Source organism: Gloeotrichia echinulata CP02, from assembly GCA_038087035.1.
Lineage (GTDB): Bacteria > Cyanobacteriota > Cyanobacteriia > Cyanobacteriales > Nostocaceae > Gloeotrichia > Gloeotrichia echinulata.
In genome coordinates, this window is the sequence record CP051187.1 from 1,816,379 (window position 1) to 1,837,164 (window position 20,786).

Sequence of the window (20,786 nt, forward strand, 5' to 3'; positions counted from 1 at the left end):
AATAGATGATTTATACAATCATCAAGTCTAGTTCCTCTTCTGGATTCCGCACCTGTGGTTTACTCGGATTTAGATAAAAATCTGATAACAAAGAGAACAACTCACGATCTGGAGCGTCATTTGGTACTACGCCTTCGGGACGCGCCAGAATCTGGTCGGCAATATTAAGATAATAATCGCAAACGTAGCTTAAAGATGGGTCTGACTCTGCCATTTCAAACAAAGTCTTACCTTTAACACGAGAAACGCGAATGTCTTCAATCAAAGGTAACACTTCTAAAACTGGCATGGGCACCGCTTCTATGTATTTCTCAATTAAATCACGCTTGGAGGTGCGATTGCCAATTAAACCTGCTAGACGCAGTGGATGAGTGCGGGATTTTTCCCTGACTGAAGCAGCAATGCGATTGGCTGCAAACAAGGCATCAAAGCCATTATCAGTCACAATCATACAGTAATCTGCATAATTTAGTGGTGCGGCAAAACCGCCACAAACAACGTCCCCCAGAACGTCAAACAGAATTACATCGTACTCATCAAAAGCGTTGAGTTCTTTAAGTAATTTTACGGTTTCGCCCACAACATAGCCGCCACATCCAGCACCTGCGGGTGGACCACCAGCTTCGACACAATCGACACCACCGTAGCCTTTATAAATTACATCTTCAGGCCAGACATCTTCGTAGTGGTAGTCCTTTTCTTGGAGGGTGTCAATAATCGTCGGAATCAAAAACCCAGTCAGGGTGAAGGTGCTGTCATGTTTTGGGTCGCAGCCAATTTGCAGAACTTTTTTACCGCGTTTGGCTAGGGCGACGGAGATGTTACAGCTAGTTGTGGATTTACCGATTCCACCTTTTCCGTAAACTGCTAGTTTCACTTTTGTCTGCCTCTGATAGTTTTTTGTCAAACTCTTGGCTTAAACATTTGCCTGCACCTAGCCGGAAATGGCGATGCGTGAGCTCTGTAAGTTTGATTATTAGCCAAATGGCAGAGAAAAGAAAGGGGCTTTTAATCTGTAAAACGGTGATATTAAGTGAATAATAGGTTAATTATTTGATTCAGCAATTTTAAAGATTAATTTCCATACAATAGCTTTAAAAATAGATTAAATTAGATTTTATAAGATTTTTTATATAAAAAAGTTACAAAAGACAAAAAAAATGAACTAGAGCTTTATCAATGGTTTTCATAGACTTATCACATGGAAAACTAACGGGATTTTAGGTCAAAAAAACTATGCTCAGGGTTTGATATCGGCATGATCAGACCTAAAGTATAAATACTCAGACAGTCTTCAATCTCAGGTAAATTGGAGGTTTTGAATCAACCGCCAAGGGGATATGACTATTGGTTGTCAGCAAATACTCTCTACTTTGTAATTAATTATTAATTTTTGGAATATAGCACTGCCAATTCACATGAGGTATAAAATTTATCATATCAAATCCGGTTGATTGCACATGGTATTTGTAGGGGCACGGCATTGCCGTGCCCAGGAGGGTGTTAGTATCTATTCACTATCTATTCACCATAGGCGCTACCCGCCACCTTACCCCGGAATACCACATATTGGTAGATGTTATAGAACAACATGATCGGGATCAAGAAGCCCACGAAAATAATCATGAACACTAAGGCGCTGGGGGAAGCTGCTGCTTGATAGATAGTGATTTGGGTAGGAATGATATAGGGAAACACAATCAGCCCCAACCCAATAAAGGTGAGCAGAAAAATCAAAATTGTCCAGATGATCGGAGTGCGTTCTTGCTCACGGTTGAGGCTTTGCAATAGTAGCCAGACCAGAAGCACACCCAGCGCAGGAATTACCGCAAAGATATAAACCAGAGGCGGACTAAAAAGGCGTGTGCGTGCAGTTTCGTAAAAGACAGGGGTGGCGATGGTAATCAAAATTGCACCGATTAGCGTTGTCACAGCGGCAATTTTGGCGGTGCGAAAATGGGTTTTTTGCAGTGGACCTTCAGTTTTCAAAATTAGGTATGTCGAACCAATCAGCACATAACCTTGAATCAGAGTCAGGGCGACTAAGAGCGATCGCCAGTCTAACCAATCCCAGGTAGAACCAATGAAATGACCCGCCTCATCTACTTTAATCCCTTCAATCACGCTACCGAGAGCGAAACCCTGTCCCAAAGCGGCCAGGAAGCTACCGGCACCAAAGGCGAAGTTCCAAAAAAACTTGCGATGGGAATGTTCCCGAAACTCAAAGGCCACCGCCCGGAAAATCAACCCAAAGATCATGATGAAAATTGGGATATATAGGGCACTCAAAATGGTACCATAAGCCAGGGGAAAAGCGCCAAACAACGCCCCACCCATCAACACCAGCCAGGTTTCGTTAGCATCCCAAACGTTACCGAGACTCGTCATTAAAATGCTGCGCCGTTCTTCGTCAGAACTGGTTAGGGACAGGATACCAACACCCAAGTCAAATCCGTCTAACATGACGTAAAGAAACAGGAACAGCGCCAGAATGACAAACCAAACTTCGGGAAGGAAGTGCAATAATGCTGCCATTGTTTTAAGTTTCTACTGGACGTTGATCGGGGACAAATTCCGTTGGGGTGGGATCGATAGCGGGTTGGTTGTCTAATCCTGGTACGGGTAGCTGTAAGTTAGGGCCTTTGTTGATAATCCGGCTACCGAAATACAGGGTTGAGAACAACAAAATGCTGTAGATTACAGCAAAGGTTGTCAAAGATGTCAAGACATTACTAGCGGGAATATGGGATGCAGCATCAGCCGTGCGAATCTGCCCATACAACGTCCAGGGTTGTCTTCCTACACAGCGGACAATCCAACCTGATTCTACGGCAATGTAGCCCAAGGGCGCAGCAAAAATCCAGGCACGCAGTAGCCATTTTTGTTGAGTAATCAACTCTGGCGAGAGTTTACCTAAAACCCACTGCAAAGCACTCCATAGCATTAAGCCGACTAAGAAGAAACCAATTCCGCTCATGATGCGGAAAGAGTAATAAATTAAGCCCACCATATGGGGGCGATTTTCTGGTTTCCATTCCTTGAGTCCCTGGACGGGTTCGGAAAGATTCTTTTTGAACTCTAAAATGTATCCCAAGCCTTGGGGAATTGAGAGTTCCCAGGTGTTTTTTTGCGCCTTTTCATCGGGTAATGCTAGCAAAGTCCAATCTGCAGGCTGTCCAGCGGGGGATGTTTCCCACTTCGCTTCCATTGCTGCTAGTTTGGTGGGCTGGTAATGATAAACTTGTTCGGCACTTAAATGACCGATGTAGACTTGGAGTGGAGCAACTGCGATCGCAGCTGCTAAAACAATTTTTAGTGATTTGGTAAAAAAAGCTTGATTGCGTTCTTTGAGAATATACCAAGCGCTGATGCCACCAATCACAAATAAAGAGGTTTCCAGGGTCGCAAAAAACATGTGCAACACGCTTTTCACCATGAAGGGATTAAGAATTGCTTGGAAATAATCGCTGACGATGAATTTACCATTCACCATTTCCCCACCCGATGGGGTTTGTAGCCAGGAATTAGCAACCAGAATCCAGAAGGTAGACAAGTTTGCCCCAAATGCCACCATAATGGTGGCTAAGTAGTGAATCACCGGGTGAACTCGCCCCCAGCCAAACAACATAATGCCCAGAAATCCGGCTTCTAGCATGAAGGCCATTGCTCCTTCAAAACCAAGAATGCTGCCAAAAAAATCACCCACAGCTTCGGAGAAAGGTGCCCAATTTGTGCCAAATTGAAATTCCATTGGCAATCCTGATGCAACACCAATACCGAAGTTAAGGACGTAGAGTTTAGACCAGAATCGGGCATGATGATAGTAGTCTGGATTACGTGTTTTTAGCCACAGCCCTTCCACGATAACTAGATAAATACCCATCCCCGTGGTCAGGACAGGCCACAGCATGTGGAAGATGGCTGTTAGCGCAAACTGCATCCGTGATAACACAACGGTATCTGACAAAAAATCCATGCTTACCTCCGCCAGTTAATCAGCCGTCAACTTGGTTTACTGATTCTGAAAAAGCCTTTCACATTAATTTTACTGATTAATTTTAAATAGGTTGTAGAAATAATTAATACGACAATTCGTAGAAGTACCAATGTGGATAAATTTGCGATTTTAAATCTTGGATTGTCCCCCGCATGATTTATCGCCTGTAATCTGCTCAATTTCTTGTAATGTTTGCCAGCCAGATTGCCACTGGGAGCTATCCTGTAATAACTTGGCATTGATCCAGAAGCGCACTTGCGGATCACAAGCTGCAACCATTTCGGCATAAACCCATTTTGCCTGATTTTTGCGGTTCACGACTAGGAAATGTCGCCAACCATCTACTTTCTGCTGCGCGGTCCATTTAGAGCCTACAAGGTAAGGAAATTTTTGTTTTTTAGTCATTGGACTCGTCCAAAATATAATCCGGGCACAAAAAAATGGTAGAAAGTTAGGCACTTCCAATTACAGCAATTTTCATTCATTTGAACCACAGATCTTCGTAGGGGCGCAAGGCCTTGCGCCCCTACCCTGTGGTCTATTTACCTGAAAATGGCTGTAAAAAAATACCCAATTTGTAAAGACTTGCGCCCTTACAGCCCCAATACTGCGTAGGTTAAGAAAATCGCAAAGCGTGAAACCCTTGTAGAGACGTTACATGTAACGTCTCTACATTCGTTAACCGAGCAGTATTACCTAAAGCCCCTGGAACTAGGCCAAAAACCCATTAACTCAACTGCGCCACAAGTTGATTTTCCACCAGGGTATCACTTGTCAACAAATCCTCAACGGTGATTCGCAAAAACCCTTGCTCATCAACTAGAAACATAATCTTAATGCGATCGCTCCCCGGATATCCAGCTGGTGTCAATTGAGCAATACTTCTAGCACCTTCTTGATCATTCAGCGGTTTGACGCTGGTTTGACCATTATCTAAACGACGCGTAATTAAGCGATCGCCATCAAAATAAACTTCAGTTGAGCCTGTGTCTGCTCCCAATTCTCCCATAATTAATTCTATACTGGGTTGATTCTCCACAGAAGCGCCTAAAACTAATTCTACTGGCTGACTCATGGGATACGCCTGTCCAGCTTTAATAATTGGGTGCCAACTATGACGACTGTTGCGCCTGTCCCAATAACGGATACCATAACTATGGTAGAGAAAGTCTTTAATTTCTACCCCTTGTGCTAACTGTAATGCACCTTGGGCTATGGCTTCAAACGGACGCTCACAACGAATTTTCTCAGGTGGAAAATATTGTTTCACCCATGTCTGTACCGCTGGTAATTGTACAGTCCCACCAACTAATAATACTGCATTAATATCTGCTATTTCTATCCCTTGACGGCGGGCTTGCTGCAACAAATTTGTCATTGATTCATCTAATAACTCAAAAAATGCGTGTTCTTTGAGGATATTATCTAAAGTGTCGCGGTTGAGTTCTAATTCATAGCTTTCAAATGTTTCATCATCAAAATAAACTTCACTCGCTTGGGTTTGGGTTGATAACTGAATTTTCACCCGTTCCGCTAGTCGCGTCGTCAATGGACTAACCGCCATTCCTTGAGTTTGAGCAAAGTAATCTACTAACCAAGTATCAATATCTGTACCGCCTAAATTTTGCCCAGCTTTCGCCAAAACACGCGCCGTTTTTACCTTTTGTTTGGAATCTTGAGCTAAGGATTTATTCCCCCACTTCAGCAGAAATCCCAAAGGTTTATTACTTGCTTGCGCCCCTTGATTTAACTGTACCAGAGATAAATCTAAGGTGCCACCACCAAAGTCAATGACTAACAATATTTCTTGATCAGCCAAGCCATAACCTAAAGCAGCAGCGGTGGGTTCATCGATCATCCGCACTTGTTCGACGGGGAGGGCTTGACAAACTTGCCCCAACCAGTGACGATAAGCTTCAAAACTGTCTACTGGTACGGTTAAAACTAGGGAGTCTAAACCCCCTTCTTGTGGTGCTAGTTGGGAGATTACTTGAGTGAGGAACCATTGTCCCACTTGCTCAAAGGTGATGATTTGTCCATCGAGTTCCGGTAGGAAACCTTGGATATTCGCACCAATTCCCCGTTTGAAACTGCGGAAAAATCGTGATTCGCCCTTGAGGTCAAGACCGCGATCGCGCACTTGTTGCCCTACTAATACTTTACCAAGGCTTGCTTGCTCTACATAAACTAAGCTGGGAATCAGTGGTGGGTTGAGACTTAACTGAATGGATAACCCTGGTAGATTTAGGGTTTCTGGCTGCTGGGTTACAGGGTTCCAGCGAGCAATAACTGTGTTACTAGTACCAAAATCAATTGCGATCGCCATAGTCTTTTGATTATCTCACGCAAAGGCGCAAAGTGTTTTTTCGGTGAGATTATTTTCCCATACACCAATACGGTTAAGTTACAGGAAAATTCAGTTAATTGAACCACAGATACTGGTAGGGGCACGGCATTGCCGTGCCCCTACAGCCGTGCCCCTTTCTCCTGTGGAACCTGATGATTTGCTACGTCAAGAACTAGAAGAAGGTTTACCATTGGTACTTGCACGGGGCAGCGAAAAAGCACGTTCTGAATGGATTATTAGCCCTGTATTAACGGCAGTTAGACGATTGATCGCCTGGATTATTGCGATCGCCTCTCAACTCCTCACTTGACTTTGCGCGTAGGCTTCATAAACGCCCTTAACGTTATACCAATTCAGGAAAATCCGCGCAATTTCTAAAGCTAACTGCGGTTTACCTAAATTAATTAACCAGCGCAAAAATGGCGTCATTGTCCTTTCGTTAAGAGTGCCATTGAGTGAGAGAATTCCCCACAGTAAGCGATGCAACCAAGTCATTTGAATCATCATCCGCACTTCCCAAGTGGGATGTTTTTCATAAAACAAAACGCCCATGCGTCCGCGTTCAATTTCTTTTTCAATTAAGCGGGGAATTTGTTCTAAATTAAATGGTGGATGCCAATGATAGCCGACGGCGGCTGGACATTTAATTAGTTGTAAACCCAGTTTTTTTAGCCGCACACCTAATTCTAAATCTTCCCAACCATAGAGTTGAAAGCTGGTGTCAAAAAGTCCAGCTTCTAAAAGCCAATGTTTGGCTATGGCGACATTTCCTGTCGCAAAAAATGCAGCAGAAAAATCTGTGAGTTTATAAGGTTCGGCGGTGGGGTTAGCGAAATTGCTAGTATTAATTACTGCACCGTAGGTAAACAGGCGATCGCTCCCCAATTTCTTTTGTCCCAGCATCAGTGCATCTGCATGAGCTTGCAGGAAATTATCCAGGACTACTAAATCACTATCAATAAAGATAATTGTATCCCCTAGTGCCTGTTCTACCCCCAAATTCCGCGCCGCCGAAGGACCGCTATGATCCTGCTCAAAACACCGCACATGGGGAAATTCTTCTTTGTGTTCGGCTAACCATGCTAATGTGCCATCAGTAGAGCCATCATCTACTAAGACAATTTCGTAACCAGTAATCGGAGTATTACCAGCCAACTCCTGGGCCTCTAAGGCGCGGAGAGATTTTTCCAAAATCGGTAGACGATTATAAGTCGGTATAACAACGCTAAAAAACACAGTCTCACCCACAACACTATTACCCATTTCCAGGATAGGACAGTCGAGACCTTGGCACTGTTCCTGGGGCTACTCTGGTTACGGAAGTGGCAATTATCGTCCCAAAAGCCGTATAACAAGAGTGTAGGGGGTCAGAAATGGTAAGCTCTACCGAGATAGTCTGCGGGACAGAAGATACAGAAATTTTCATTTCTTTGAACCACAGATCCTTGTAGGGGCGCAAGGCCTTGCGCCCCTACCACGTGGTCTATTTACCTGAAAATCATTGTAATATCTGTACCTCATTTACCTGCAATCTGCTGTATGTGCCAGTTGCGTAAGTCCTGTGAATTTCGATAATTCTCCGCCATTGATAAAATGGTGATGGAAAAAACTCGTATGATAAAACTTTAAACAAAATATAGTCTAGCATAGTCAGATATAGTCTAAAAGACAGTCCTAATGAAATTATCTGATTATGCTAAAACCTTGGGGATTTCGTACCTTACCGCTTGACGACATTACAAAGCAGGTAAAATACCATAACAGAGCAACTTCCCACGGGTACGGTAATTGTTGATTACGACCCGAAAAAGATATCAGGGGGTGTTGTTAGGGTGGCAATTTATGCTCTTTGTATCAAGCGCTGAAAACAAAGATAATTTGGATAGGCAAGCTACTAGGCTAACTCAATATGCAATTGCCAAAGGATATCAAATCTTACTGTATCTTGAATGATATACTAATTTCATTGCCAAAGTTGATCAATACTTTGACTACGCTCAGTATAAATATGCGTCAAGTAGAAAAGCACATAATCAAAGAAGGACATGACTGGTTTGATTATTGTAGTGACATTACCACTATTTCTCGGCAGCTTTACAACACTGCTCAATTCACTCAGCGTCAAGGTTTTTTCTACGGATGGGGAACTCAAACCCAAGCCGGCTTAGATAGTTTATTCAAACAAAACGAGAACTACAAAGCAATAAGCGCAAAAGTAGCTCAACTCGTATTAAAACAGAATGCAGATGCGTGGATTGCTTACTACAAAGCATTAGTGGCTTATAAACTTGAACCAACTAAGTTCACTGGTAGACCAAAACCACCTAATTATGTTGATGATAAGAACCTGATTAAGTTTAACAATCAAGCCATTGGCAAAAAAGAATTTAGTAAAGGTTCGGTTGTCCCGTCAATGTCGCCAATCAGAATCCCGGTAAAGCCTGGACTAAAGTTTGAGGACTTGTGTGAGGTACGAATTATCCCAAAAACTGGATGCTTCGTTATCGAAATAGTCTATGAAATTACCGAGTTGTCAGAGTTTTTTTGTAGTTTGAATCCTGAACTGAATGCGGCGATAGATATTGGTTTAGATAATCTAGCGACGATTGTTTTCAACGACTTGAGCGAACAGCCAATTATCGTAAACGGGAAACCATTAAAATCAGCCAACCAATTTTATAACAAGCAGATCGCCAAGTTTCGAGGTTTTCTGCCTCATGGTAAAGGTAAATCAAGGCGAATCGCAAACATCGTCCGCAACCGTAATCAATTTATAGATTCATATTTGCATCAATCCACAAAAATGATTGTGGATGAACTTCTATCTCTTGGTATAACTCACGTCTCAATCGGGAAAAACGAACAATGGAAAACACGTCTTAATTTAGGTAAACGTACAAACCAAAATTTTACTCAAATACCACATGCTAAATTTATCGAGATACTGACTTACAAATTAGTTAGAGTCGGTATTACCGTTAAGGTAGCAGAAGAATCTTACACAAGTAAGGCTTCAGCGATTGATTGGGACATCATCCCAACTTATCAACCTAACAACAAGATCAAGCATGTATTCTCAGGAAAACGTGTCAAACGTGCGTGGTATATCAGTAAAAATGGTTTGAAGATTCATGCTGACGTGAACGCAGGGTACAACATCGGCAGAAAAAGTAATCCTGAAGGATTTGACTGTCTCCAGTCTATTCTAAGGGATAGGGGGTGTCTGGTAGTACATCCAAGGCGGATAACTCCACTATTTAAGCGTGTCCATGCTGAAAGTAGAGTCGCTTAAAGCTAAATTGCATAAGTCTGACTATATTTGACTATGTGATTTGGAACTATCATTTCAAAATTAAACGTGTAAGGTTACAGATAATGCAAGTTCTCAAAAGGGCCATCAAACCACAAACCTATATATCCTTCCTCTACATCTACACAACTACTTGGGGGACTGCTGGTGATATTTGTTTAATCCGTGAATCTGTAGCTAATTCAAGTGCATCGAAGTTTGTTGGTCACAAAATCCAATTAGCACTACCAAAAGGGTTGGAACGTCATTACGTGATAGACCTTCCCGTAATCAAAGTTGCAGGTCATGTCGGTGACGGACATCCTAAAGATAAGCAGTCTGAATGGGAGGCTTATGAAGGTGTAGATCAAGAAATAGTGATTGCGGCTCTGAAACCTTGGGGTTTCAAGTTGGTTGGTTGACATACTCCCCGCCCTAAAAGGGCGGGGATTCTGGAGTCAAACAGCAATTGCATTCTTTGATTACTCATTACTTATTATTTATTACTTCTCAATAATGTGACTCAAGCTCAACTCGAACCCAAACTATACAGCTTCGATGAATTTATCACCTGGTATCCCGAAAATTCCCAAATCCGATACGAACTGCATGATGGAGTAATTATCGAAATGCCCAAGCCAAAGGGAAAACATTCAAATCTAACAGGTTCCCTAATTGAGCAACTATTGATAATTATCAGGCAAAGTGGCTTTGGCGGTATCTGGAATATTCCCAGAGAATCGATTGTCAAACCCAAAGGAGAAAAATCAGGTTATGAGCCGGATATCATCGTTTTAAACAAAGAAGTTCTTGGGGACGAACCCCGCTGGGAAAGCGAATCGATTATCCAAAATCCTGATTCGGTCAAATTAATTGTCGAGGTGGTTTCAACTAATTGGCGTGACGATTACTATAATAAATTTAGAGATTATGAAGAAATGGGTATTGAGGAATATTGGATTCTCGATTATGCAGCATTGGGGGCGAGAAAGTTCATCGGGAACCCCAAGCAACCCACGATTTTTGTTTGTAACTTGGTTGATGGAGAATATCAGATGACGACCTTTACGGGAAACACGACCATTGTTTCCCCGACCTTACCCCAATTCAACTTAACCGCGCAGCAGATTTTTGATTTGGCTGCGTAGGAAAGCTTTAAACAGCGCTTAAATGTAGTAATTATAAGATAATAATATATGCGGTTTTCTTTTTAAATGTCAAGCTAAATATCAAAATTTTTGACATCTCAGAAAATGCATAAAAAAATAAACAAGGGACATAACTGTATTATTTATGTCCCTTGTTTATTTAAAAAAGATATTGAAATTACCAGATAAATATGAAATTATCTTAATCATCTAAACAATATCAGGCGATTCAAAAATGGCTAGAATTACAATTTCAGACATCTCTCAGGAATTACAAGACAACTCACTCTTAAGTGAACTATCCCCAGAAGAAATTGCTGCTATTAATGGAGGTGGTTGGTTCGGGAAGATCTTTGGAGGGATTGTCGGAGCTGTAATAGGATTTTTTGGAGGTGGAGGACTTGGTGGTATAATCCCAGGTGCCAAAGCAGGTGCCAAGCTGGGAGATTACATCGAAGAAGCACTCCAGTAGGAAGGAGGCAGATGATGATCATGCGGCTATGGCATTGTACTAAATTAAGCTAAAACCTGTGTAAAGACGTTATATATAACGTCTTTACACACCAAAACCTTCAAAACTAGAGTGGACAAAAAATCATAAAAAATCAACCCAAAATAAAGCTTGAGTTGATAAATATTCAATTTTCAGCATCAGACAAATTTATTATTAGCAATTAATCAACTTTCACTTCTGACAACACCCGCTTCTTGCTCAATGCGGTCTAAAGCCTTCTTCGCTTTAAAAATAAGTCGCAAATAGGCTAACTGACTATCCCAAGCAGAACGAGGTAACAATGGTTCTTGAGACTCTGTAAAAGTTGTATTTTCTTCAGCAACAGAATCAGTGGAAATATTATTCATAAAAATGTTTAATTGCTAGAATTAACTAAAGATGCTACTAACTCAGATTCCGCTTCCCACCCTTGGGGCCATTGAATGCGGTCAGCAGTAAAATGAAGTGGATCATTCTCTGGCCAAGGAGCATTGATTGGTTCCTCAATTAGCCCAAATTCGCCATTATCAAAGGGATTCCCATCCGCCCGACGTTGAATAAATACTCGCTCGCGAATACCGCTTTTTTCCTGGGTGAGGGCGCGATGATGGCAGTAAGGATTGTTACCGCGCTTGTCAAAGAAAACATGAGCAGTCCAACTACAACCACCACGACAGAGTTCTGCAAATTCGCAAGTTTTGCAGAAACCCCACAAGTGTTCTGTACCTTTGGGAGTACCAGCGCCTAAGTTAAACCGCAGTTCCTCGGTTTCTTCAATAATTTTCCGCAGTGAATGGTCGCGGATGTTACCACCAGTGTAGGCTGTGGTCGGTAGTGATGGACACCCTTTGATAGCACCATCGGCTTCAATACCTAAAGCAGACAATCCAGCGGTACATCCTTGCCAAAATGACCAAGCATCCCCACCCCGCAGCAGTCGCTCATAGGGACCGTAGTAGCCGATGTTATTCCCTGGCTGCACCTGTACGCCTTCTCGCTTTGCGCGTTCAGCTACACGAGCAATCATTGGGTATACATCCAATAGTTCGTAAGGTTGGAGTAAAATATCACTATTATCGGCAGCATTGCCCATCGGTACAGTCAACTGAATTTGCCAAGCGAAAATGCCGGCGTCGCGCAGATGTTCGTAAATTTGGGGAAATTCTGGTGCAGATAGGCGATTTATTTGGGTATTGCAGCCAAAGGGGATACCTGCTTCCTTAAGATTGCTCATGGTCTTAAATGCCCATTCCCAAGAGCCTTGTTTACCACGTAGACGGTCATGAGTCGCTTGTAAGCCATCAACCGACACAGAAACCACACCAATACCAGCTTCCTTCATCTTGCGGGCTGTGTCTAAGGTGATACCATAACCACCAGTGGTCATACCACACAACATCCCAGCTTTGGTAATTGCTTGGGCAATTTCTAACCAGTCAGGACGCAGAAATGCTTCACCACCAATTATGGTAACTTCTGTAATTCCCACATCCGCCATTTGTTTGACTAAATCCAGGGCTTCTGCTGTGGAAAGTTCATTTGTTCTTGTATGTCCAGCGCGAGAACCGCAATGTTGACAGGCTAGATTACACTTGAGTGTAATTTCCCAAACTGCATAACTAATTCGGCGATAAGTCATGAAAATATCCTCAATTAATTTTTCTATAAAGGGACTGATAGATCGTCGTCCGTCCCTAAAAATTTAATGTTCCCTAAACTATGTCATTTAGTTAGCCAAACAACTCCATAGGGTTGTTGGAATTTGCTCGACCCAGTTAATCCACCAAAAACTGTAGCTAGTTCTTTTTTACTTAAATCCTTGAGTTCACCTTCACCAGCAGCCGAATCTAACAATTGAGCGGTATATTCTTCATATTCTTGTAGGGTGAAATTGTAGCCAGCATCCTTAACTATTTGGCTACATTCTTCTTTACTATTAACGCCTTGAATTTGAGTACGAAAAGCTTCATCATTTGCTACTTTTTCGTAGAAAGCTTTGACATGTTCTAGGGACATAATCTTCTCCTGATATTGATTAAGTACTGTAGGGTGCGTTAGGATGAAATCCGTAACGCACCATTCCAAGCTTCTGGTGCGTTACGCTCTGCTAACGCACCCTACAAGACTGTTATGGTAGCAACAGAACTTCCCTAAGCTAGGTTATCTGGAATATGTGTAACAATAACTCCATACACCTGTTGGTAGGATGGCCAGACAACTCCATATAATGGTTGGGGTTTGGGTTTCCCAGTTATTCCACCAAAAACTGCAGCGAGTTCTTTTTCACTTAAATCCTTGAGTTCACCTTCACCAGCAGCCGACTCCAACAATTGAGCGGTATATTCTTCATACTCTTCTAGAGTGAAATCGTAGCCAGCAGCCTTAACTATTTGGCTACATTCTTCTTTGCTCTTAACGTTTTGAATTTGAGTAGAAAAAGCTTCATCATTTGCTAACTGTTGATAGAAAGCTTTGACATGTGCTATGGACATAATTTTTGGCTCCTGAGATTACTTAAAAGTTGGTAATTTTGTTGAAATGTTGAACCAGGTTATTGGAGATTTTTTCGTGTCTGCATTCAACAAAAAATCTGGCTATATATACACATCATCACAAGCAACCAATCCGCAAATGATTGGCTTCCTTCCCAAAATGGTTGGCTGGTTTAATAAACCGCCACTAATAGTTTTCTCCTCCTCATCAGACAACTCTAACAGCGACTCTTCTGCATCTAAACCTTGGTGGCGTCGTGCAGATGCATTAACAACTGCTTCTGCAATCAAGTCTGTAATTTCAATGTGATTTTTGAGTTGTCTTTGATTCATTTCGCTCGACATAATCATCTCCTGATGTTACTTAATGAAATATTGGTGAGAAAGTTATTTCACCTGAGAAAACTAAACTGTAGTTGTGCTTAACCAGCAGCTAGTTTTGACACTTGAACTGCTAGTTCAGACGGATTGTAGTTATCTGTAATCACTTGCGGACAACGCATACAAGCTGCTTTACCTTCTTGGTTCCACCACCGACAATCTCGGCGAATAGAACAGGGTGGTAATTCTTCTGCGACTGCAGGTAATTTTTCGGCAATTTGTTTCGCTAGACGACAATCTTGTCCATCAAAATGCAGACAAGCTTTAGCGGCGCAAGGTGTCGCCATGCGGAAAATTTCGGTCGGTGTAATTGGACTAGCTTTTGCTATCAGTTCATCGGTGATAGGTAGGGGCTGTTTAAGATAAGCTACACGGGGTTCTGCAACTGTTCCACCGATGATACCGAAAACAACGCTATTCTCAGATTCTGGTCTAGCACTGGGGCAAAGTGTAGTTTTATCAACAGCAATTTCTTCCATCAATTTAGCCTCCAATTAAAGAGAATTTTGATGTCTACAAGGTCAAACTTGGATTATTTACGGAATTTTTAACTAAAAAAATCCAACTTTTATTCTGGGCTGCGCGTCCCCGCCATTGGTGTTAACTTAAGCCAAAAACCTTGTAAAATATCGTTTCCAGGTGGCACCTAGAAGTACTTTGTATTAGGAATGTTTGGTAATTTATACTTCCATATCGGGTCTATGATGATTCCGTAAATAAACGGACGTTCAAAAAACACACTATATGCTCCACCTGCAACGCTTTTTGCTTCCGCATCAGACATAGATAACAAAGCTTCTTCTGAATCCAAAACTTCGTGACGACGTGCCACAGCATTTTTCACTGCATCATCAATCAAATCGTTAATTTCAATTTGACTATTGTACATTCTTTGGTGTTCTGCCATTTCGATTCTCCTTTCAATTTGTGACTAGATTTAGGCTCAATTCCTGAAGAGTTTGATAGCCTAATATAGGAATCGGGTTTGATTTTTGAACAGTTATAACTAGCTGTAGTAGGTATGTCTATGGCCACCACATCCAGGTTTTTGTGGCATTGCCCACTGGGGGAAAGTGTAGTTTTATCAGCAGCAATGTCTTCGATCAATTGAGACTCACCGGAAGATAATCTTTTTAGATGACTTCAGGTTGATTGAATATGAGTCCTATAATAATATGAATAATAGAACCACCTGTAACGCTTTTTGCTTCCGCATCAGACATAGATAACAAAGCTTCTTCTGAATCCAAAACTTCGTGACGACGTGCCACAGCATTTTTCACTGCATCATCAATCAAATCGTTAATTTCAATTTGACTGTTATACATTCTTTGGTATTCTGCCATTCCGATTCTCCTTTCAATTTATGACTAGATTTAGGCTCAATTCCTGAAGAGTTTGATAGCCTAATATCATTCTAGGAGTCCGTAAAAGCATTTAAAAATTTTTCGGGACTGTTTATAGGACAAAAATGAACCTTTTATGTCACTAAATCCGACAACCAACTTTCAGTTAAACTATCTACAAGCTAGATATCAACCGTCCCTTACTCAATATCAAAGCATTCAGCCACAATTGCAATGGTCAATCCAATGGGATTTCGTGCAATAACTGAAACATTTATGTCCCGAAAATTTTGCCATCTGACAATAAATAAGTAGCCATTATTCTCAGCGTACACGATGAGGGATGAAAAACAGACTGGAAACTAGGTATACTGGTAGGGGCACGGCAATGCCGTGCCCTTACGGGTGTACCTCACTAGTTTGGGAAACGCTATATATTAACTCTTTCTCACAAACAAAGCGCGATAAACCGGCTCACCTTTTTGTTGAGTAAATAGTTCCCGTTCCGTAGCGACTGGTAGGGGGTTGTCTCCTAACCATTCTCCCGTACCAACTTGCTCAAAATTTGGGTTTTCGGCGAAGCGATCGCGCATTTCTACGGCGATAAATTCCATATCTGATTGCAAAAATACCACACCACCAATAGCCAGATAATTCGCTAATTCTGCCACTAATTCTGGTTGCACTACTCGCCGTTTAGCATGGCGGGTTTTAAACCAAGGATCGGGAAATTGAATCGTGACGCGCTGTAAAGTTCCTGTGGGAAGAGAAGATAAAAGTGAGTGCAATGAGTTATTCACATTACAAAACAAATAATGCAGGTTTGTTAACCCCAACTGGGAACCTAACTTATTCGCCTCCATCACCAGAGGTTCGCGAATTTCCAAACCGAGAAAATTCCAGTTGGGTTCTATCTGTGCCATATTCAATACAAACCGTCCCTTAGCGCAACCAATATCTAAATGTAGCGGTTGATTTGGTTCGATATAAACTTTTTCCCACTCCAAAGGACTCGCCGGTGTTTGATACTTTTTGGCAAGTGGATTAACATGTTGACGGACTCGCACAGCAGCCAAAATCGATTCTCCTTTACGTGACAACATCAAATAGCAGGGACACTTCGGCAAGCTCAGTGCATCGCTGGGGACTGGGGACTGGGGACTGGGGACTGGGGACTGGGGACTGGGGACTGGGGAAAGAGAAATTAATGTTTGTTGGTGGGGTTTTTCCGTTATTAGCTGACTTAAAAAGACAAAGACAAAAATTTATCATCTTTGCTGGTGTAAGGCGGTAATGACGGTTATTTAATTTCTAGTATTTTAAAACAAAAATTCCTTCTTGATTCCAAGTATTTACTCAAATATCAATTATCAATTATCACTGTGTCGTGTTATAACTACAAATGTATACATATATTAAGTGTAATCGCTCCTACACAGATTGACAACGTAAGAGTTATACTCTTTGAAAAAGACATGTTTTAAACCCTACTTTTAAAAGTATCCCCAAATCAATGACTCTAAATTTTCGCTTTGGTATAGTCAGCGATTTACACATCGCACTTCCCCACACAATCTGGGATCATCCAAGCCGGTTTCATCTGGTGGAAGTTAGTATCCCAGCTTTTGAAAGTGCATTAGAACACTTAGCACAACTAGATTTAGATTTCCTCTTACTTCCAGGAGATTTAACCCAGCACGGTGAAGCAGAAAATCATATTTGGATACAAAAACGTTTATCTGAGCTACCTTTTCCCGTCTATGTTGTTCCTGGTAATCATGATGTTCCTGTGCTGATGGCAAATCAGCAATCAATTGGTTTTGCTGATTTCCCTCACTATTATCGCAAGTTTGGTTATGACAATACACAGCAACTTTACTATACTAGTCAGTTGCTGCCTGGAGTCAGACTGATTGGTCTGAATTCTAACTTTTTTAATGACCAAGGTCAGCAGGTGGGGCGTGTAGATAATAAACAGCTAAAGTGGTTAGAAGAAGTGTTGGCGGGGACTGGTGATGAATTAGTGCTGGTGATGATACATCATAATGTTGTCGAACATCTCCCCGATCAATCGCGACATCCAATGGCAAATCGCTATATGTTAGAAAATGCATCGGAACTGTTGCACATGCTGCGGCGGTACGGAGTTAGACTAGTGTTTACAGGGCATTTGCATGTCCAAGATGTTGCCCACGCAGATGGAGTATATGATATTACTACTGGTTCTTTAGTTAGCTATCCTCACCCTTATCGAGTGTTGGAGTATCATCAGGATAATCACGGTAAGCAATGGTTACAAATTTTATCCCATCGTGTGGAATCAGTACCTGATTTCCCCAACTTGCAACAATCATCGCGGCAATGGATGGGCGATCGCTCGTTTCCCTTCGTGATTAAGCTGCTGACTCTACCACCTTTAAACTTACCATTGATACAAGCACAAGAACTAGCCCCTAGTTTGCGGGACTTTTGGGCAACTATTGCCGATGGTGATGCTTTAGTGGATTATCCCCACTTTCCCCAAGAAGTGCGCCACTACATTCAGAAATATGGAGCGATCGCCACTGGTAGTACTCCTACCATGATTGATAACAACAGTACACTTTTATTGTAGAAGAATGAGGAGTTAGGAGTTAACTCCTCACTCCTAACTCCTAACTCCTAACTCCTAACTCCTAACTCCTAACTCCCAACTTTTATTCCCAATGAGTGCAGAAATTATTTGTGTTGGTACGGAAATGCTGCTGGGAGATATCCTCAACAGCAATGCTCAATATCTGGCGAAAGAATTAGCGCAGCTAGGTATTCCTCACTACTATCAAACAGTGGTCGGGGATAACCCAGAACGAATTAAGCAAGTTATAGAAATTGCTATTTCCAGAGCGCAAATTCTCATTTTTACAGGTGGTCTAGGTCCAACACCAGATGACCTCACCTGTGAAACCATCGCTGATTTTTTTGGCGCACCGTTGGGAGAACGTCCAGAAATCATCGAAGATATGACCCAGAAATTCGCTCAACGTGGACGGGTCATGACTTCTAACAACCGCAAACAAGCCTTGATTCCCGAAGGTGCAGAAATTTTACCCAACCCCACTGGTACAGCACCCGGCATCATTTGGCAACCGCGTGATAATGTCACTATTTTTACCTTCCCCGGAGTGCCATCAGAATTGTATCCGATGTGGGAACAAACAGCAGTACCCTATCTCAAAAACCAAGGCTGGGGTCAGGAAATTATTTACAGTCGGAGTTTAAGGTTTTGGGGAATTGGTGAATCGGCTTTAGCACAAAAAGTAGCTCCTTTGTTTGATTTACTCAACCCTACGGTCGCCCCTTATGCAGGTAAGGGGGAAGTCAGGCTGCGAATATCAGCCAAAGCCGCCTCCCAAGCAGCAGCAGAGGCTTTGATTACCCCTGTTGAGCAAGAAATTAAAGAAATTGCCGGGTTAGATTATTACGGTGTTAATGACGACACCCTCGCTTCCGTGGTTGGTCAACTGTTGCGAGCATCGGGGGAAACCCTAGCAGTAGCAGAATCCTGTACTGGTGGTGGACTAGGGCAAAGTTTAACTGAAATTTCAGGTAGTTCTGATTACTTCTGGGGTGGTGTAATTTCCTATGACAACTCGGTAAAAGTCAGGCTACTGGGAGTTAACCCAGAGGATTTAGATCAGTTTGGGGCGGTAAGTGCTATCGTTGCAGAGCAAATGGCCCTTGGGGTCAAAACCCGCCTCTCGACCACGTGGGGACTGAGTATCACAGGAATTGCAGGACCGACTGGGGGGACGGATACTAAGCCTGTGGGTTTGGTGTATGTCGGTTTAGCAGGGCCTAACGGTGAAGTGGCTAGTTTTGAATATCGATTTGGGTCAACGCGGAATCGGTCTTTTATTCGTCATGTGAGTGCGAATACAGCTTTGGATGTGTTTCGGCGCAAGTTGATCACCCAGCCCCCGACCCCCCACAATCCTTAAAACATGCCAATTGACATCCTCCCACCACTAATTCGGAGTACCGAATATAGTGGGGGATTCCAAAGATCGCTCTTTGGGTTTCCTCTTTCCACGACCCGACTTACTTGGAGGAGTTTCCCCACCCATACAGAGGTCGATGTCTCCAGAGGCGTTAGTTCCGACGTGACCCGCCGTACTCAATCCTTTTGCTAAAATGTTCCGCGCTGCGTTCCAATCCCTATCTTGGGTATACCCACAATGAGGACAAATATGAGTTCTGGTGCTAAGAGTCTTTTTGACAACCTCTCCACAATTAGAGCAATTCTGTGAGGTGTAGTGGGGCGGAACGGCAACCGTGACAACACCAAACACCTTACCAAAATACTCAACCCATTCACGAAACAGCGACCATGAAGCGTCACTAATCGACTTAGCCAATCGGTGATTTTTCACCATATTTCGCACCATCAAATCCTCATACGCCACGAGGTCGTTAGACCTCACCACGCACCTTGCTGTTTTAACAGCAAAGTCTTTACGCTGGCGACTTACTTTGAGGTGTTTACGAGCAAGTTTATTTCTCAACTTAATTCTATTTTGAGAACCTTTTTTAGTCTTAGACATCCGGCGTTGCAGTCGTCTCAAAGACTTCTCGCTCTTGCGAATCGGTCTAGGATTAGCGACTGTTTCCCCGTTACTATCGGTGTAGAAGTGGTTCAGTCCAACATCAATACCAATAGTTTTACCCGTTGGTTCTCGTCTTTCAACTCGTTCATGGTCGATGCAAAACTGGCAATAATAGCCATCTGCACGACGCACAACCCGCACCCTTTTAAACTGTTTCTTGTGGTAGAAATGCAGGTCACGAGTTCCCCAGAGTTTAAAGGTTCCTGCTTGAAAACCATCGGAGAAAGTGATATACCTGCGGTCTTCAGAAAGCTTCCATCCACAGGTTTTGTATTCAACAGAACCATGTGTTTGTTCTTTCTTAAACTTTGGAAATCCCTTTTTTCCTGGCTTATTTTTCTTGCAGTTATCAAGGAACCGAGCAATTGCAGACCACGCTCTTTCAGCACTAGCTTGACGAGCCATCGAGTTCAGCTTGGCGACCCAAGGAAACTCAATATTAGCCGCAAGTACAGCGCAGAACTTACTGAGGTCGTATCGCCCAATACCCTTGTTATCCATCCAGTATCTAAGGCTGGCATTGCGAACAAAACGGGCAGTTCTAATCGCTTCATCAAGCGCTTGATACTGTCCGTCTTCTCCCTCAAGTTTGGCCTCAAATACCAGCATATTTACGTCATGTACATTAATGTAAACCATAACATGGATTG

The 20,786-nt window shown here is 42.5% G+C and carries 24 protein-coding genes; 8 read left to right on the forward strand and 16 right to left on the reverse strand.

Translation table 11 applies throughout. The annotated features are described in order from the left end of the window. Window positions 1-10: 10 nt before the first annotated feature. The 5 genes from bchL to HEQ19_08090 all read right to left on the reverse strand — a co-directional run bounded on the left by bchL (window position 11) and on the right by HEQ19_08090 (window position 6,323). Complete coding sequence (gene bchL / locus HEQ19_08070) at window positions 11-877, reverse strand: ferredoxin:protochlorophyllide reductase (ATP-dependent) iron-sulfur ATP-binding protein (protein ID WYL99492.2); 867 nt, start codon at window positions 875-877, stop codon at window positions 11-13. A 644-nt stretch (window positions 878-1,521) separates the two neighbouring features. Next, window positions 1,522-2,535, reverse strand: a complete 1,014-nt coding sequence (gene cydB / locus HEQ19_08075) for a cytochrome d ubiquinol oxidase subunit II (GenBank protein ID WYL99493.1) — start codon at window positions 2,533-2,535, stop codon at window positions 1,522-1,524. 4 nt (window positions 2,536-2,539) lie between these two features. Next, window positions 2,540-3,976: a cytochrome ubiquinol oxidase subunit I gene (locus tag HEQ19_08080; GenBank protein ID WYL99494.1), complete on the reverse strand. Its 1,437-nt coding sequence runs from the start codon at window positions 3,974-3,976 to the stop codon at window positions 2,540-2,542. Window positions 3,977-4,126: 150 nt separating this feature from the next. Further along, on the reverse strand, window positions 4,127-4,402 hold the full coding sequence (locus HEQ19_08085) for a TIGR02450 family Trp-rich protein (GenBank protein WYL99495.1): 276 nt from the start codon (window positions 4,400-4,402) through the stop codon (window positions 4,127-4,129). Window positions 4,403-4,724: 322 nt separating this feature from the next. After that, window positions 4,725-6,323 carry an Hsp70 family protein gene (locus HEQ19_08090; GenBank protein ID WYL99496.1) on the reverse strand — a complete coding sequence of 533 codons (1,599 nt, stop codon included), beginning with the start codon at window positions 6,321-6,323 and terminating at the stop codon, window positions 4,725-4,727. A 43-nt stretch (window positions 6,324-6,366) separates the two neighbouring features. On the opposite strand from HEQ19_08090, the gene HEQ19_08095 reads away from it, so the two are divergent. Then, window positions 6,367-6,654 carry a hypothetical protein gene (locus HEQ19_08095; protein WYL98099.1) on the forward strand — a complete coding sequence of 96 codons (288 nt, stop codon included), beginning with the start codon at window positions 6,367-6,369 and terminating at the stop codon, window positions 6,652-6,654. Here HEQ19_08095 and HEQ19_08100 read toward each other — a convergent pair. Next, on the reverse strand, window positions 6,639-7,607 hold the full coding sequence (locus tag HEQ19_08100) for a glycosyltransferase family 2 protein (protein ID WYL99497.1): 969 nt from the start codon (window positions 7,605-7,607) through the stop codon (window positions 6,639-6,641). The two genes, HEQ19_08095 and HEQ19_08100, sit on opposite strands and share 16 nt — an antisense overlap. A gap of 745 nt (window positions 7,608-8,352) precedes the next feature. Here HEQ19_08100 and HEQ19_08105 point away from each other — a divergent pair. The 4 genes from HEQ19_08105 to HEQ19_08120 all read left to right on the forward strand — a co-directional run bounded on the left by HEQ19_08105 (window position 8,353) and on the right by HEQ19_08120 (window position 11,253). After that, window positions 8,353-9,636 (forward strand): transposase, encoded by a 1,284-nt coding sequence (locus HEQ19_08105; GenBank protein WYL99498.1) that lies wholly within the window; start codon window positions 8,353-8,355, stop codon window positions 9,634-9,636. 83 nt (window positions 9,637-9,719) lie between these two features. Beyond that, the gene (locus HEQ19_08110) at window positions 9,720-10,055 is read left to right on the forward strand and encodes a hypothetical protein (GenBank protein ID WYL99499.1); all 336 of its coding nucleotides are present in this window, start codon (window positions 9,720-9,722) and stop codon (window positions 10,053-10,055) included. Between the two features lie 96 nt (window positions 10,056-10,151). Beyond that, window positions 10,152-10,781: a Uma2 family endonuclease gene (locus HEQ19_08115; GenBank protein WYL99500.1), complete on the forward strand. Its 630-nt coding sequence runs from the start codon at window positions 10,152-10,154 to the stop codon at window positions 10,779-10,781. A gap of 235 nt (window positions 10,782-11,016) precedes the next feature. Continuing rightward, a complete protein-coding gene (locus tag HEQ19_08120; GenBank protein WYL99501.1) occupies window positions 11,017-11,253 on the forward strand; it encodes a hypothetical protein in 237 nt (78 codons plus the stop codon). Window positions 11,254-11,459: 206 nt separating this feature from the next. On the opposite strand, the gene HEQ19_08125 is transcribed toward HEQ19_08120, so the two are convergent. The 9 genes from HEQ19_08125 to trmB all read right to left on the reverse strand — a co-directional run bounded on the left by HEQ19_08125 (window position 11,460) and on the right by trmB (window position 16,596). Further along, window positions 11,460-11,642 (reverse strand): hypothetical protein, encoded by a 183-nt coding sequence (locus HEQ19_08125; protein ID WYL99502.1) that lies wholly within the window; start codon window positions 11,640-11,642, stop codon window positions 11,460-11,462. 8 nt (window positions 11,643-11,650) lie between these two features. After that, window positions 11,651-12,913, reverse strand: a complete 1,263-nt coding sequence (locus tag HEQ19_08130; GenBank protein WYL99503.1) for a nif11-class peptide radical SAM maturase 3 — start codon at window positions 12,911-12,913, stop codon at window positions 11,651-11,653. A gap of 83 nt (window positions 12,914-12,996) precedes the next feature. Beyond that, window positions 12,997-13,290, reverse strand: a complete 294-nt coding sequence (locus HEQ19_08135; protein ID WYL99504.1) for a Nif11-like leader peptide family natural product precursor — start codon at window positions 13,288-13,290, stop codon at window positions 12,997-12,999. Window positions 13,291-13,424: 134 nt separating this feature from the next. After that, complete coding sequence (locus HEQ19_08140) at window positions 13,425-13,766, reverse strand: Nif11-like leader peptide family natural product precursor (protein WYL99505.1); 342 nt, start codon at window positions 13,764-13,766, stop codon at window positions 13,425-13,427. 102 nt (window positions 13,767-13,868) lie between these two features. Beyond that, on the reverse strand, window positions 13,869-14,111 hold the full coding sequence (locus tag HEQ19_08145; protein ID WYM03304.2) for a hypothetical protein: 243 nt from the start codon (window positions 14,109-14,111) through the stop codon (window positions 13,869-13,871). Window positions 14,112-14,188: 77 nt separating this feature from the next. Next, on the reverse strand, window positions 14,189-14,626 hold the full coding sequence (locus HEQ19_08150) for a nitrogen fixation protein (GenBank protein WYL99506.1): 438 nt from the start codon (window positions 14,624-14,626) through the stop codon (window positions 14,189-14,191). 167 nt (window positions 14,627-14,793) lie between these two features. Continuing rightward, entirely contained in the window at window positions 14,794-15,054 is a 261-nt protein-coding gene (locus HEQ19_08155; protein ID WYL98100.1) for a hypothetical protein, read from the reverse strand. A 226-nt stretch (window positions 15,055-15,280) separates the two neighbouring features. Next, complete coding sequence (locus HEQ19_08160) at window positions 15,281-15,493, reverse strand: hypothetical protein (GenBank protein ID WYL99507.1); 213 nt, start codon at window positions 15,491-15,493, stop codon at window positions 15,281-15,283. A 437-nt stretch (window positions 15,494-15,930) separates the two neighbouring features. Next, entirely contained in the window at window positions 15,931-16,596 is a 666-nt protein-coding gene (gene trmB, locus HEQ19_08165; protein ID WYM03305.2) for a tRNA (guanosine(46)-N7)-methyltransferase TrmB, read from the reverse strand. On the opposite strand from trmB, the gene HEQ19_08170 reads away from it, so the two are divergent. From HEQ19_08170 to HEQ19_08180, 3 genes are all read left to right on the forward strand, one after another. Then, a complete protein-coding gene (locus HEQ19_08170; protein WYL99508.1) occupies window positions 16,587-16,787 on the forward strand; it encodes a hypothetical protein in 201 nt (66 codons plus the stop codon). The genes trmB and HEQ19_08170 overlap by 10 nt on opposite strands. Window positions 16,788-17,006: 219 nt before the next feature. Beyond that, window positions 17,007-18,107, forward strand: coding sequence for a metallophosphoesterase (locus tag HEQ19_08175; GenBank protein ID WYL99509.1), 1,101 nt, complete (start codon window positions 17,007-17,009; stop codon window positions 18,105-18,107). A 91-nt stretch (window positions 18,108-18,198) separates the two neighbouring features. Next, window positions 18,199-19,470 carry a competence/damage-inducible protein A gene (locus tag HEQ19_08180; GenBank protein WYL99510.1) on the forward strand — a complete coding sequence of 424 codons (1,272 nt, stop codon included), beginning with the start codon at window positions 18,199-18,201 and terminating at the stop codon, window positions 19,468-19,470. Window positions 19,471-19,497: 27 nt separating this feature from the next. On the opposite strand, the gene HEQ19_08185 is transcribed toward HEQ19_08180, so the two are convergent. Beyond that, window positions 19,498-20,745: a transposase gene (locus tag HEQ19_08185; GenBank protein WYL99511.1), complete on the reverse strand. Its 1,248-nt coding sequence runs from the start codon at window positions 20,743-20,745 to the stop codon at window positions 19,498-19,500. Window positions 20,746-20,786: the final 41 nt, after the last annotated feature.